This window comes from Xanthomonas cassavae CFBP 4642 (assembly GCF_000454545.1).
Taxonomy (GTDB): domain Bacteria; phylum Pseudomonadota; class Gammaproteobacteria; order Xanthomonadales; family Xanthomonadaceae; genus Xanthomonas; species Xanthomonas cassavae.
This window is the reverse complement of the sequence record NZ_CM002139.1, coordinates 3,085,593-3,099,124: the sequence shown is the minus strand read 5'-3', so window position 1 is coordinate 3,099,124 and position 13,532 is coordinate 3,085,593. Positions and strand designations below refer to the sequence as shown.

Genomic DNA, 13,532 nt, shown 5'->3' with positions numbered 1-13,532 from the left:
TGTTTCGGGCTCCTTCGTTTGAAAGTTTGTCTCTGTTGAAACAAAGGGCTGTCGCCTGATCTGGGGTCGGTAGGTATTACCGCGGTGATCATGCGACGGAGATGATTGAAAGCTCGCGTGCGATTCGTATGTTCCCCCGCATGCGCCGTATCGAGTTTGGAGGACATCCCCATGCTTTTGGCAGACTTGAGTAGCGCGACCTACACCACATCCTCGCCGCGATTGTTGTCCAAGTATTCGGCTGCAGCCGACCTGGTACTGCGTGTTTTCGACCTGACCATGGTGGTCGTTTCCGGCCTGGTCGCCTATCGCATCGTGTTCGGCTCCTGGGTGCCGGCGGCGCCATACCGGGCCGCCATCGCCACCACGCTGTTGTATTCGGTGATCTGCTTCGCGCTGTTTCCGCTGTATCGCAGCTGGCGTGGTCGCGGACTGCTGAGCGAATTGATGGTACTCGGTGGTGCCTTCGGCGGTGTGTTCGCCTTGTTCGCGGTGCATGCGCTGATCGTGCAGGTGGGCGAGCAGGTCTCGCGCGGCTGGATTGGTCTCTGGTTTGTCGGCGGCCTGGCATCGCTGGTGGCGGCCCGCACCTTGCTGCGCGGCTTCCTGAACCACCTGCGGGCCCAGGGCGTAGACGTGCAGCGCGTGGTGGTGGTCGGTCTGCGTCACCCGGTGATGAAGATCAATCACTACCTGAGCCGCAACCCGTGGGTGGGGATGAACCTGGTCGGTTACTTCCGCACTCCGTACGACATTGCCGTGACCGAGCAGCGCCAGTCGCTGCCGTGCCTGGGCGAGCCGGATGCGCTGATCGACTACCTGAAGGAAAACCAGGTCGAGCAGGTGTGGATCTCGCTGCCGCTGGGCGAGCGCGACCATATCAAGCAGCTGTTGCAGCGCCTGGACCGCTATCCGATCAATGTGAAGCTGGTGCCCGACCTGTTCGACTTCGGTCTGTTGAACCAGTCCGGTGAGCAGATCGGCAACACTCCGGTGATCAACCTGCGCCAGGGTGGCGTGGACCGCGACAATTACTTCGTGGTGGCCAAAGCGTTGCAGGACAAGATCCTGGCCGTGATTGCACTGATGGGCCTGTGGCCACTGATGGCTGCGATTGCGGTTGGTGTCAAACTGAGCTCGCCGGGCCCGGTGTTCTTCCGCCAGCGCCGTCATGGCCTGGGCGGCCGCGAGTTCTACATGTTCAAGTTCCGCTCTATGCGCGTGCATGACGATCATGGCACCACCATCCAGCAAGCGACCAAGAACGATACACGTATCACCCGCTTTGGGGCGTTCCTGCGTCGTAGCAGCCTGGATGAGCTGCCGCAGATCTTCAATGTGCTGGGTGGCAGCATGTCGATCGTGGGCCCGCGTCCGCACGCGGCACAGCACAACACGCACTACGAAAAGCTGATCAACCATTACATGCAGCGCCACTACGTCAAGCCGGGTATCACCGGTTGGGCGCAGGTGAACGGCTTCCGTGGTGAGACCCCGGAGCTGCGGACGATGAAGAAGCGCATCCAGTACGACCTCGACTACATCCGTCGCTGGTCGCTGTGGCTGGATATCCGCATCATCGTGCTGACTGCGGTGCGCGTGCTCGGACAGAAGACCGCGTACTGATGATGGCGGGAAGCGTGCGACCTGGCGCGTCCGGCGCCGCGGGCGGCTGCATTGCAGCCGCCCCTTTCAGGCAGGCGTCTGCGTGCTGATCCGAATGAGCGAAGATACCCGCGTTCGCTGGCACAACCTGCTCATCGAGCTGACGTTGCTGGTCGGGGTGGGTTACAACCTGGTGTTGGCCCTGATCAATGCGAACGTGTTCACCGTCCGGCCGGTGATCACCTACGCGGTCGAGTTCATGGTCTACGCGGCCTGCTTCCTGCTGGGCCTCGGGTCGCTGAGCCGCAAGCGGCTTGCGCTGATCATCAGCGGACTTGGGTTGATCGTCCTGCTGATGTTCGTGCGGTTTCTGGTGAACTGGCAGATTGACCCGAAATTCTTCCGCGACGCCTTGGTGGTGTTCGCGTTCGTGGTGCTGGGCTCGGCGTATACCGGCTCGGTGCCCAAGTTGTTCATCCGCATGACCATCATCGTCTCGTTGGTAGCGGCGTTCGAATTGGCGATGCCGACCGCGTACGGCGACCTGGTCAACCCGAAGAGTTTCTTCGTCAACGCGCGCGGCATGAGTGCCGAAGGGTTCTGGAACGAAGATAGCAATCTGTTCGTCAGCGCCACGCGTCCGGGCGAACGCAACTTCCTGCCCGGCTCCAATCTGCCGCGCGCCTCCTCGATGTTCATCGAGCCGGTGACGATGGGCAACTACATCTGTTTCTTCACTGCCATCGTGCTGGTGTTCTGGCGCTGGATGCGTCCGGCTGCGCTGATCCTGTCGGTGGGGCTGATCGGTTTCATGATCGTGGCCTCGGACGGACGACTTGCGGCGGGCACCTGCGTGTTGATGGTGTTGCTGACGCCGCTGTTGAAACGTCTGGATCAGCGCCTGGCGTTTCTGGTGTTTTTGCTGGTGATCATGAGCGCATGGTTGCTGGTGTGGGTCACCGGGATCACCGCCTACCAGGACACGACGATGGGCCGGGTGTTCTTCACCGTGTATTCGATGAACAATCTCTCGTTCGAGTCCTGGATGGGGCTGGATTTCGCCAAGGCGTACCGCTACTTCGATAGCGGCATCTCGTACTTCATTGCGTCGCAGTCGATTGTCGGCGTGCTGGCGTTCCTGTTGTCGTATTCGTTCCTGCTGTTGATGCCGAGCAAGGAAGGCCAGCTGTTCAAGAACCTGGCCATCTTCGCCTTCGCGCTGAGCCTGCTGGTGTCCAACGGCTACTTTTCGATCAAGACCTCGGCGCTGTGGTGGTTCGTCTGCGGCTGCCTCTGGCACCTGCGTCCGACCTGGTCTGCAGCAGCGAGCCGGGAGGTCGCGGTCAAGCACGATCCAGTCAATGAGAACACGCAGCTGGCGTTGCCTGCGGGAGCATCGAGGTGAGCGCGGCGGGACGCCCGGCATCGTCCGGGGTGCATGACGCTGGCGCACGCGTTGCGGCCGGCGGGCGCGCCCGCGATCTGCGAATCGACGCAGCCAAAGCGATTGCCATCCTGCTGGTGGTGTTCTGCCATGCCAAGGGCGTGCCGCATGGCATGACCCTGTTCGCCTACAGCTTCCACGTGCCGTTGTTCTTTCTGGTGTCGGGATGGCTGGCGGCAGGCTATGCCTCACGCACTACCAGCCTGTCGCAGACGATGACCAAGCAGGCGCGCAGTCTGCTGCTGCCTTATGTCACTTTCTATCTGCTGGGCTATGCGTACTGGTTGCTGACCCGCAATATCGGTGAGAAGGCAGCGCGCTGGGGTAGTCATCCCTGGTGGGAGCCTATTGTGTCGCTGTTAACCGGCATCGGTCCCGATTTGTACGTGCAGCCGCCGTTATGGTTCCTGCCGGTGATGCTGGTGAGCGTGGTCGGCTATCTGCTGCTGCGTCGGGTGCTACCGCCGCTGGCAATCGCTGCAGTGGCGCTGGCGGCGGCGTGGTTCTGGATGACCTGGTTCCCTGCGCAGGGAGTCCGGCTTTTTTTCGGACTGGACGTACTACCGGTGTCGTTGTGTTTCTACGCGCTCGGCGCACTGCTGATCCATGTATCGCCGCGCCTGCCGACATCGCTGCCGGTCAGCGCAGTGGTGACCGTGGTATTGGCGCTTGCGGTGGCCTGGCTTGCGCAGATCAACGGGCGTATCGACGTGAACATGCTGCAGTTCGGACGCAGCCACGCGGTGTTCCTGCTCAGCGCGGTGTTGGGCTCATTGATGGTGATCTGCGCGGCGCGGCTGGTGCAGGGCTGGGCATGGATCCAGTGGATCGGTCGCAACACCCTGCTGATCCTGTGCACGCATATGCTGGTGTTCTTTGTGCTGTCCGGCATTGCAGCAGTTGCCGGTGGCTTCGGCTCTACGCGCCCGGGCCTGGGCTGGGCGATCTTCGTCACGCTGTTCGCGCTGGCCGCGTGTGTACCCATGCGCTGGTTCCTGATGCGCTTTGCTCCGTGGACCTTGGGTGCGCGCACGGTGACGGCATGACCGGCGCTGCGGCATGAGAACGGGGACGTATTCTCCGGCTGCGGAGCCAGCCAGGACGATGGCCCGGCCAGCGGCCGCAGCCGCGCGCGATTGGCAGATCGATGCCGCAAAGGCGCTGGCGATCGTGCTGGTTGTGCTTGGGCATGCGAGCGGGATGCCGCCGGCTTACAAGCTGTTTGCTTACAGCTTCCATGTGCCGCTGTTCTTCGTGCTCTCCGGCTGTGTAGGCGAGCGCTTCGGGCACCGTGCGTTGAACGTGGCCACGGTCAAGAAGCTGGCGCGGACGCTGCTGATCCCATACCTGGGCTTTTTTCTGGTCGCTTACGGAGTGTGGCTGTTGATGGCCGTGCTCAATCATGCATTTCAGCAACCGGGCGCGCGTCCGTGGTGGCACCCATTCGTCGGTGTGGTATGGGCCAACGGCACACGTTTGTATGTGCTCCCGGCGTTGTGGTTTCTGCCTGCCTTATTTGTCACAACGCTGAGCTACATTGCACTGCGCGCACGTCTGAGCGCCACCGTGGTGGCCGCGCTCAGCTTGCCGCTCGCATTGGCCTGGGCAAGCAGGTTTCCGTCGCTGCAGATGCGCCTGCCGCTTGCGCTGGATGTGTTGCCGGTTGCGTTGTTCTTCATCGCCTTCGGCGGTGCGCTGTCGCGGTTTGCCGATGCGCTGCGTTCGGTCTCGGCACTGGCATGGGCACTGGCTTTACCGGTCTTTGTTGCTGCATGGGGCGTGCTGGCTGCCTGGAACGGGCAGGTGGATGTCAACGACCTGCAGTTCGGGCATTGGCCGGCGCTGTTCCTGCTGGTCAGCCTGCTTGGCACGGCAATGACCTTGTGCGTGGCCTATTTCCTTCGCAACCGGCAATGGGTGCAGTGGATCGGCACCAACACCTTGCTGATTCTCTGCACGCACACGCTGGTGTTTCTGGTAGCGACCAGCGTGGTTGCGCGGACCGGGTTGGTGGATCGTGGGCTCATCGGTACGCCGATCTGGGCGATGGGCCTGAGCGCGTTCGCGATTGCATGCGCCGTACCGATGCGCGCCGTGCTGGTGCGTCTGGCGCCATGGATGTTGGGGTTGAAGGGTCAATGACGAATTACAGAATCATCAGCCGTCGTAGCACATGCGTGCGCGTCGCTGGCACAGGAGATTGGCGTAAATGAAAGTGGTGCATGTCGTCCGCCAATTCCACCCGTCGATTGGGGGGATGGAGGAAGTCGTTCTCAATGTGGCCCGCCAGCATCAGGCTACCAGTGCCGATACGGTGGAGGTGGTCACGCTCGATCGCGTGTTCACCGATCCGGGTGCACAGCTGGCGCCGCAGGAAATCTACCAGGGTCTGCCGATCCGGCGGATCGGCTATCGTGGTTCGTCGCGTTATCCGCTGGCGCCCTCGGTGCTGAGTGCGATCCGCTCTGCGGACCTGGTGCATCTGCATGGCATCGATTTTTTCTACGACTATCTGGCGCTGACCAAGCTCTTGCATCGCAAGCCGATGGTGGTGTCCACGCATGGTGGTTTCTTCCACACCGCTTACGCCTCGCGCATGAAGCAGCTGTGGTTCCAGACCCTGACGCGTACTTCGGCACTGGCATATTCGCGGGTCATTGCAACCAGCGAAAACGACGGCGACCTGTTTGCGAAGGTGGTCGCGCCCGCCCGGTTGCGCGTGATCGAAAACGGCGTGGATGTGGAGAAATATGCGGGGCAGGGCGCTGCAACACCGGGCCGGACGATGCTGTATTTCGGTCGCTGGTCGGTCAACAAGGGCCTGATCGAAACCCTGGAGTTGCTGCAGGCTGCGCTCACCCGCGACCCGCAGTGGCGTCTGATCATCGCCGGCCGCGAGTACGACCTGAACGAGGCCGACCTGCGCAAGGCCATCGCCGAGCGCGGGTTGCAGGACATGGTGCAGCTGAGCATGTCGCCGTCGCAGGAACGGTTGCGCGCGCTGATGCAGCAGGCGCAGTTCTTCGTTTGCCTGTCGCGTCACGAGGGCTTCGGTATCGCCGCGGTGGAGGCCATGAGCGCGGGGCTGATCCCGATCCTCAGCGACATCCCGCCGTTCGTGCGGCTTGCCACCGAATCGGGGCAGGGCGTGATCGTCAACCGCGACCGCATCGAGGCGGCGGCCGATCAGGTGCAGGCGCTGGCGCTGACGGCAGACGCGGACTTTGCGAGCCGTCGCGCGGCCACCATGGCCTATGTGAGCCGATACGACTGGAAGCACGTGGTCGGGTGCTACGTCGACGAGTACCACATCGCATTGGGCACGCCGAGGCCGCAGGAGACGCGGCGATGAGCGCGCCCGCAGCCACAGCGGCGGCAAAGCCGCAGCTCACGGTGCTGTTCTCGACCGAGCAGCCCAACGCCAACACCAACCCGTATCTGACCCAGCTGTATGACGCGCTCCCGGACGCGGTGCAACCGCGCTTCTTCTCGATGCGCGCCGCGTTGCTATCGCACTACGACGTGCTGCACCTGCATTGGCCGGAGTATCTGCTGCGCCATCCCAGCGCCGTAGGAACGCTGGCCAAGCAAATGTGCGCGGCCTTGTTGCTGCTCAAGTTGCAGGTGACCGGCACGCCGGTCGTGCGGACCCTGCACAATCTGGCGCCGCATGAAGATCGCGGTTGGCGCGAACGCAGCCTGTTGCGCTGGATCGATCGGCTCACCCGCCGCTGGATCCGTATCAATGCGACCACGCCGCCGCGTCCGCCGTTCACCGACACGATTCTGCACGGCCACTATCGCGACTGGTTCGCGACCATGCCCCAGGGCAGCGTTGTTCCCGGGCGGCTGCTGCATTTTGGCCTGATTCGCCCGTACAAGGGCGTCGAAACGCTGCTGGAGGTCATGCGCGAGGTCGACGACGCGCGCCTGAATCTGCGGATCGTCGGCAACCCGGCGACACCGCAGATGCGGACCCTGGTGGAAGATGCGTGCGTGCAGGATCCGCGCATCAGCGCACTGCTGGCCTACGTGGAAGAGCCGGTGCTGGCGCGCGAAGTCAGTGAAGCCGAACTGGTGGTACTGCCGTACCGGCAGATGCACAACTCCGGCACCTTGCTGCTGGCGTTGTCGCTGGCGCGGCCGGTGCTGGCGCCGTGGAGCGAATCCAATGCGGCGATCGCCGAAGAAGTGGGGCCGGGCTGGGTGTTTCTGTATGAGGGCGACTTCGATGCAGCGCTGCTGACCGGCATGCTGGACAAGGTACGCGCGGCGCCGCGTGGACCGGCACCGGATCTGTCGCAGCGCGATTGGCCGCGGATCGGGCAGCTGCACTACCGCACCTATCTGGAAGCGCTGGGCAAGGATGGAGACGCTGCGCTGTGACCGCTCAAACGCCTACACCGCCGACTCCCGCGCCGCCGCAGCGCAGTCTCGGTTCGCGTGCCGCTGGCGGTGCCGCAGTGACCATGCTGGGCCAGTCGGCCAAGATGGTGGTGCAGTTCGGCGGCATCATCCTGCTGGCGCGATTGCTGACGCCCTACGATTACGGCCTGATGGCGATGGTCACCGCCATTGTCGGCGCAGCGGAAATCCTGCGCGATTTCGGCCTGTCGGCCGCTGCGGTCCAGGCCAAGCACGTCAGCCGCGAACAGCGCGACAACCTGTTCTGGATCAATAGCGGCATCGGTCTGGGGCTGTCGGTGCTGGTGTTCGCATCGGCGCATCTGATTGCCAATTTCTACAAAGAGCCTGCGCTGGTCACGATTTCCCAGGCGTTGGCGGTGACCTTCCTGATCAATGGCATGACCACGCAGTATCGCGCCCATCTGAGCCGCGGGCTGCGCTTCGGCCAGGTGGCGCTGAGCGACGTGGGTTCGCAGGTGCTGGGCCTGGGCGCGGCGGTGGCTGCCGCGTTGCTGGGATGGGGTTACTGGGCGCTGGTGGTGCAGCAGGTGGTGCAGGCAGCGATCAACCTGGTGATCGCTGCAAGTTGCGCACGCTGGTTGCCGGGCGGCTACCAACGCGCGGCGCCGATGCGCGACTTCATGAGCTTCGGCTGGAACCTGATGGCGGCGCAATTGCTGGGGTATGCCAGCCGCAACGTGGGGCAGGTGATCATCGGCTGGCGCACCGGCCCGGATGCGCTGGGCCTGTACAACCGCGCATTCCAGCTGCTGATGATGCCGTTGAACCAGATCAACGCACCGGCCACCAGCGTGGCGCTGCCGGTGCTGTCGCAGCTGCAGGACGACCGCGAGCGTTTCAGCGCGTTCCTGCTGCGTGGGCAGACGGTGATGGTGCACCTGATCGTGGCATTGTTCTCGTTCGCCTGTGCGCTGGCGATGCCGTTGATCGTGCTGGTACTTGGAGAACAGTGGCGTGAGGCGGTGCCACTGTTCCAGGTGCTTACCCTCGGCGGTATCTTCCAGACCGCCGCTTATGCTACTTATTGGGTGTTCCTGGCCAGGGGTCTGATGCGGCAGCAGCTGGTGTATTCGCTGGTGAGCCGTATCGTGCTGATCGTCTGCATCTTCGTCGGTTCGCGCTGGGGCGCCATGGGTGTGGCGATCGGGTATTCCTTCGGACTGCTGGTGACCTGGCCGCTGTCGTTGATCTGGGTCGGCAAGGTTTCCGACATGCCGGTCGGCGCGCTATTCGTCAACGCAGTGCGTGCGATGACGGCCTATGGACTTGCCGGCGGCTGCGCGTACTACGCGTCGGTTACCGTGGGCGGCCCGTTGTGGCAGCAGTTGGGCGTTGGCGCTGCGGTGATGGCCGCGGTCTGCCTGTTGATGCTGGGCATCTGGCCGGCATTCCGTCGTGACGTGGTCTCCATCATCAATATCCGCAAGTTGCTGACACAGGCCAAGGCGCGCCGATGAGATCGACATCGTCTTCGCCTGTCGTCGGGCATGCTTTCTCTCACTCATTCATAGGACACGGCCCATGAGCGACACACCCGCCGCCGCCGCTTCCGGCATTCGCCGGCCCTGCTACCTGGTCTTGTCCGCCCACGATTACCGCACGCCGCGCCGCGCCAATATCCACTTCATCACCGATCAGCTCGCGCAGCGCGGTACCACGCGGTTCTTCTCGCTGCGCTACAGCCGCCTGTCGCGGATGAAGGGCGACATGCGCCTGCCGCTGGATGAAACCGCCAACACCGTGGTCTCGCACAAGGGTGTCGATTGCTACCTGTGGCGCACCACGGTGCACCCCTTCAACACGCGCCGGAGTTGGCTGCAGTCGGTGGAGGATGCGATGTTCCGCTGGTATGCGGCGCATCCGCCGCGCCAGTTGCGCGACTGGATGCGCGAAGCCGATGTGATCGTGTTCGAAAGCGGTATCGCGGTGGCGTTCATCGAACTCGCCAAGCGCACCAATCCTGCGGCAAAGCTGGTGTACCGTGCGTCCGACGGCCTGAGCACGATCAACGTGGCGTCCTATATCGAACGTGAGTTCGATCGGGTGGCGCCCACGCTGGACGTGATTGCGCTGGTATCGCCGGCCATGGCAGACGAAATCGCCAGCCGCGACAATGTCTACCACGTAGGCCATGGCGTGGATCACAACCTGGATCAACTGGGAGACCCGTCGCCGTATGGCGAGGGAATTCATGCAGTGGCGGTGGGGTCGATGTTGTTCGATCCGGAATTTTTCGTGGTGGCCAGCAAGGCGTTTCCGCAAGTCACTTTCCACGTGATCGGCTCAGGCATGGGCCGGCACCCGGGTTATGGCGATAACGTCGTGGTCTATGGTGAAATGAAACACGCCGAGACCATCGGCTACATCAAGCACGCGCGTTTGGGTATTGCGCCATACGCCTCGGAACAGGTCCCGATCTACCTGGCCGACAGCTCGATGAAGCTGCTCCAGTACGACTTCTTTGGTTTGCCGGCCGTGTGCCCCAACGCCGTGGTCGGGCCGTACCAGTCCCGCTTTGGCTATACCCCCGGCAATGCAGAGTCGATCGTTGCCGCGATCAGCCTGGCGCTGGATGCGCCGCATGTGCGCTACCGCCAATGTCTGAATTGGTCGGACACCACCGACCGCGTGCTGGATCCGGCCGCGTATCCGGAAACCCGTTTGTACCCGCAGCACACCGGCTCCGCCGCGCGTGCTTCCTCGGAGGCTGCGCTCTCGCATTGACCGACGCGGCGCACCTCGCACATTTTTGGACACAGGAGATCCTTTGTAATGGCCAACGCTTTGCTGCAGAAGTGGATAGAACACGCAGAACGTCGCGCATTGTTCTGGTGGCAGCCGAAAAACGCTGGCGTCAACATGGGCGATCACCTCTCCAAGGTGATCGTATCCTGTGTGCTGTCGTTGCAGGACAAGACGCTGATCGAAAAGCGCGATCTCAGCAAGAAGCTCATCGCGATCGGTTCGGTGCTGCATTTCGCCAAAGACGGCGACACCGTCTGGGGCAGCGGCATCAACGGCAAGATTCCCGCCGAGCGCAATGCCTTCAGCACGCTGGACGTGCGTGCGGTGCGCGGGCCCAAGACCCGTCAATTCCTGCTGGATCGCGGCATCGTGGTGCCGGAAGTCTATGGCGACCCGGGCCTGTTGACCCCGATGTTCTTCCCGGCCGAGGCATTGGGCCCGGTGGAGAAGCGGCCGTTCGCGATCGTTCCGCATTTCAACGAGCCGGTAGAGAAATACAGCGCCTACGCCGATCACCTGGTATTCCCGAACGTCAAGCCGGCGACCTTCATGAGCCGTCTGCTGGGCGCCGAGTTGGTGGTCAGCAGTTCGTTGCATGGCCTGATCCTGGCCGAGGCCTACGGTATCCCGGCGGTGTATCTGGACTGGGGCAATGGCGAAGATCGCTTCAAGTACGACGACTACTACTACGGCACCGGGCGCACCCAGTGGCACTCGGGCAACACCGTGGAAGAGTGCCTGGCGCTGGGCGGCAATGGCAGCTTCGATGTGGAAAAGCTGCAAGCCGGCTTGCTGGCTGCCTTCCCTTACGACCTTTGGTGATTCGATGATGCAGGGCCAGCGCATGCATGTGGACACAACTGCCGCCGCCGTCGAGGCGCCGCCGGGCGTGGTGATTCCGCTGGGCGGCTTTCCGGTGCTGTCCACGACCCAGGAAGCCTTCGCGTTGGACCTGTTCCATGCGTTGGCGGCGCAGCAACGGCGCCGGGTGTTCTTTGCCAATACCAATTTCGTCGTGCAGTGCCAGGCGTTGCGGATGCGCATGCGTGAACCCAGCGTGCGCATCGTCAACGATGGAATTGGAATGGATCTGGCGGCACGGTTGATTCATGGCCGCCGCTTCGCCGGAAACCTCAACGGTACCGACCTGATCCCATACCTGTGCCGGCAAAGCGCGCAGCCGTTGAAGTTCTTCCTGTTGGGCGGGCGTCCGGGTGTCGGCGCGACGGCGGCGGCAACCTTGACCGGAACGTTGGGGCAGCAGGTGGTCGGTATGTGCGATGGCTATGGCGAGTTTGCCGCCGCCGGCGAAGGCCTGGCCGAACGCATCAATCGGTCAGGCGCCGATGTGCTGCTGGTGGCGTTCGGCAATCCCCTGCAGGAGCGCTGGATTCTGGACCACGGCCACGCGCTGCGTGTCCCGTTGGTGTTCGGCGTCGGTGCGCTGCTAGACTTCCTGTCCGGCACTGCCCGGCGCGCGCCGGACTGGGTGCGCCGACTGCACATGGAGTGGATGTACCGGTTGCTCAACGAGCCGCGTCGCCTGCTCAAGCGTTATAGCTGGGACTTGCTGGTGTTTTTCCGCACCTGCCTGCGCGCGGGCAAGCATCTACCTTGATGCACGGCGCCGTCTGCTGCCCTAGCATGCGGGCATGCATCCCACTGCCGCTGCCCTGATCCGCTCGCTCGACCTGGCCCCGCATCCGGAAGGCGGGCATTTCCGTCGCGTTTACGCCTCTGCCCGTCAGGTGATCGACGACGGACGGGTCCGTCCGGCGCTGACGGCTATCCGGTTTCTGCTGGCTGCAGGCGAATGCAGTGCCTGGCACCGCGTCGATGCCGAGGAAACCTGGCAGTGGCAGCAGGGCGACGCCCTGGAGTTGCTGCTCTATGACGAAGCCAGCGGACAACTGCAGCGGCTGATCCTGGACGCGGCCGAACGCGGCGAGCCGATGCAGGTGGTTCCCGCAGGGCAGTGGCAGGCGGCACGTTCGCTGGGCGACTTCACCCTGGTGGGATGCACGGTCTCGCCGGGCTTCGTCTGGGAAGGGTTTGCGCTCCTCGATCCCGCGTCGCCGTTGGCAGCGCATCTGGCAACGCTGGCCCCGGGCTGATGTCAGTCATGCGCTCCTGGCCCGGTGCAACGCTTCCCTAACGCGGCGGGTGCCGGCTTCACGTAATGTCCGCCTCACACAGGGGGCGATGCGCGATGCGACACAGGGCAGTGGGGTGGGGAGTGGGGCTGATGCTGGTGTCGCTGCTGGCGGCAGCCAGCGACACGTTGCCGCCGAAGACGGCACCGGTACCACCGCCGGTGGTGGATCTGGAAGCGATGGTTGTGCGCGGTGTGCAGCCCGGGCCCGGCTTGTGGAAGGTCAGCAAGGGCGACCACGTCTTGTGGATCCTGGGCACGCAGTCGCCGTTGCCCAAGCGCCTGCAATGGCAGTCGAGTGACGTGGAAACCATCATCGGCCAGTCCCAACAGGTGCTGATGGCGCCGACCGTGCAGCTCGATGCGGACATGGGGTTCTTCGGCAAACTCACCTTGCTGCCGTCGGCGATGAAGGCGATGAAGAACGCCGATGGCCGCGAACTGCGGCAGGTGTTGCCGCCCGATCTCTACGCGCGCTGGAGCGTGGCCAAGGCCCGCTACATCGGCAACGATCGCGGCGTGGAGCGCAAGCGCCCGATGCTGGCCGCTGGCGAGTTGTACCAGGCGGCGCTGAAACGGTCGGGTCTGGCCCGCTCGCCGGTGATCTGGTCGGTGGTGGAGCGTGCCGCCAAGCGCGCTGGTATCAAGCCGACACCGACTGCGCTGGACTACAAGATCACCGACCCGCGGCAGGCGCTCAAGGAATTTCGCGCCGGCGGCATGGACGACACTGCCTGTTTTCGCAGCATCCTGGTGACGGTGGAGCGCGATCTCCCCACCATGGTCGAACGCGCCAATGCCTGGTCGGTGGGCGACATCGAAGCGTTGCGCCAGTTGCCGCGCGAAGATCCGCAGGCGGCGTGCATGAGCGCGATGGCCAGTTCCGAAGCGGCCAGGAAGCGCGGCATCGACGATCTGGAGCGGCGCATGCGCGAACATTGGCTCGGCATCGCCAGCGCCGCATTGCAGCGCAATCGCAGCACCTTCGCGGTGTTGCCGATCAGTCGCTTGACCGCGCGCGACGGCTATCTGGCCCGCTTGCAGGCACTCGGCTACGAAGTGGAGGCGCCTTGATCGCCTGACGCGCAGGGCGGCGCGCGCGCCCCAGGCGCGTCTGCACGCGCGAGTGCCTGCTGCGGTGCGCCCGCGATGTGGGTT

The 13,532-nt window shown here is 63.7% G+C and carries 12 protein-coding genes; all 12 read left to right on the top strand.

The window, feature by feature from the left end:
* The first annotated feature begins 171 nt into the window (after nucleotides 1-171).
* The 12 genes from XCSCFBP4642_RS0113675 (at nucleotide 172) to XCSCFBP4642_RS0113620 (ending at nucleotide 13,448) form a co-directional block, all read left to right on the top strand.
* Nucleotides 172-1,626, top strand: a complete 1,455-nt coding sequence (locus tag XCSCFBP4642_RS0113675) for an undecaprenyl-phosphate glucose phosphotransferase (RefSeq protein WP_029220293.1) — start codon at nucleotides 172-174, stop codon at nucleotides 1,624-1,626.
* Nucleotides 1,627-1,720: 94 nt separating this feature from the next.
* Nucleotides 1,721-3,010, top strand: a complete 1,290-nt coding sequence (locus XCSCFBP4642_RS0113670) for a hypothetical protein (RefSeq protein ID WP_029220292.1) — start codon at nucleotides 1,721-1,723, stop codon at nucleotides 3,008-3,010.
* Nucleotides 3,007-4,095, top strand: a complete 1,089-nt coding sequence (locus tag XCSCFBP4642_RS0113665) for an acyltransferase family protein (protein WP_029220291.1) — start codon at nucleotides 3,007-3,009, stop codon at nucleotides 4,093-4,095. The genes XCSCFBP4642_RS0113670 and XCSCFBP4642_RS0113665 overlap by 4 nt, the downstream gene beginning before the upstream one ends.
* Before the next feature lie 58 nt (nucleotides 4,096-4,153).
* Nucleotides 4,154-5,191: an acyltransferase family protein gene (locus tag XCSCFBP4642_RS0113660; RefSeq protein WP_228325651.1), complete on the top strand. Its 1,038-nt coding sequence runs from the start codon at nucleotides 4,154-4,156 to the stop codon at nucleotides 5,189-5,191.
* 67 nt (nucleotides 5,192-5,258) lie between these two features.
* Entirely contained in the window at nucleotides 5,259-6,401 is a 1,143-nt protein-coding gene (locus tag XCSCFBP4642_RS0113655; protein ID WP_029220289.1) for a glycosyltransferase family 4 protein, read from the top strand.
* Nucleotides 6,398-7,435: a glycosyltransferase gene (locus tag XCSCFBP4642_RS0113650; RefSeq protein ID WP_029220288.1), complete on the top strand. Its 1,038-nt coding sequence runs from the start codon at nucleotides 6,398-6,400 to the stop codon at nucleotides 7,433-7,435. The genes XCSCFBP4642_RS0113655 and XCSCFBP4642_RS0113650 overlap by 4 nt, the downstream gene beginning before the upstream one ends.
* Nucleotides 7,432-8,934, top strand: a complete 1,503-nt coding sequence (locus tag XCSCFBP4642_RS0113645; protein WP_029220287.1) for a lipopolysaccharide biosynthesis protein — start codon at nucleotides 7,432-7,434, stop codon at nucleotides 8,932-8,934. The genes XCSCFBP4642_RS0113650 and XCSCFBP4642_RS0113645 overlap by 4 nt, the downstream gene beginning before the upstream one ends.
* Before the next feature lie 64 nt (nucleotides 8,935-8,998).
* On the top strand, nucleotides 8,999-10,201 hold the full coding sequence (locus XCSCFBP4642_RS0113640; RefSeq protein WP_029220286.1) for a GumK N-terminal domain-containing glycosyltransferase: 1,203 nt from the start codon (nucleotides 8,999-9,001) through the stop codon (nucleotides 10,199-10,201).
* A gap of 48 nt (nucleotides 10,202-10,249) precedes the next feature.
* Nucleotides 10,250-11,044 (top strand): polysaccharide pyruvyl transferase family protein, encoded by a 795-nt coding sequence (locus XCSCFBP4642_RS0113635; protein WP_029220285.1) that lies wholly within the window; start codon nucleotides 10,250-10,252, stop codon nucleotides 11,042-11,044.
* A 4-nt stretch (nucleotides 11,045-11,048) separates the two neighbouring features.
* Nucleotides 11,049-11,840 (top strand): WecB/TagA/CpsF family glycosyltransferase, encoded by a 792-nt coding sequence (locus XCSCFBP4642_RS0113630; protein WP_029220284.1) that lies wholly within the window; start codon nucleotides 11,049-11,051, stop codon nucleotides 11,838-11,840.
* A gap of 34 nt (nucleotides 11,841-11,874) precedes the next feature.
* Nucleotides 11,875-12,336, top strand: a complete 462-nt coding sequence (locus XCSCFBP4642_RS0113625) for a cupin domain-containing protein (protein ID WP_029220283.1) — start codon at nucleotides 11,875-11,877, stop codon at nucleotides 12,334-12,336.
* 95 nt (nucleotides 12,337-12,431) lie between these two features.
* Nucleotides 12,432-13,448, top strand: a complete 1,017-nt coding sequence (locus tag XCSCFBP4642_RS0113620) for a TraB/GumN family protein (protein WP_029220282.1) — start codon at nucleotides 12,432-12,434, stop codon at nucleotides 13,446-13,448.
* Nucleotides 13,449-13,532: the final 84 nt, after the last annotated feature.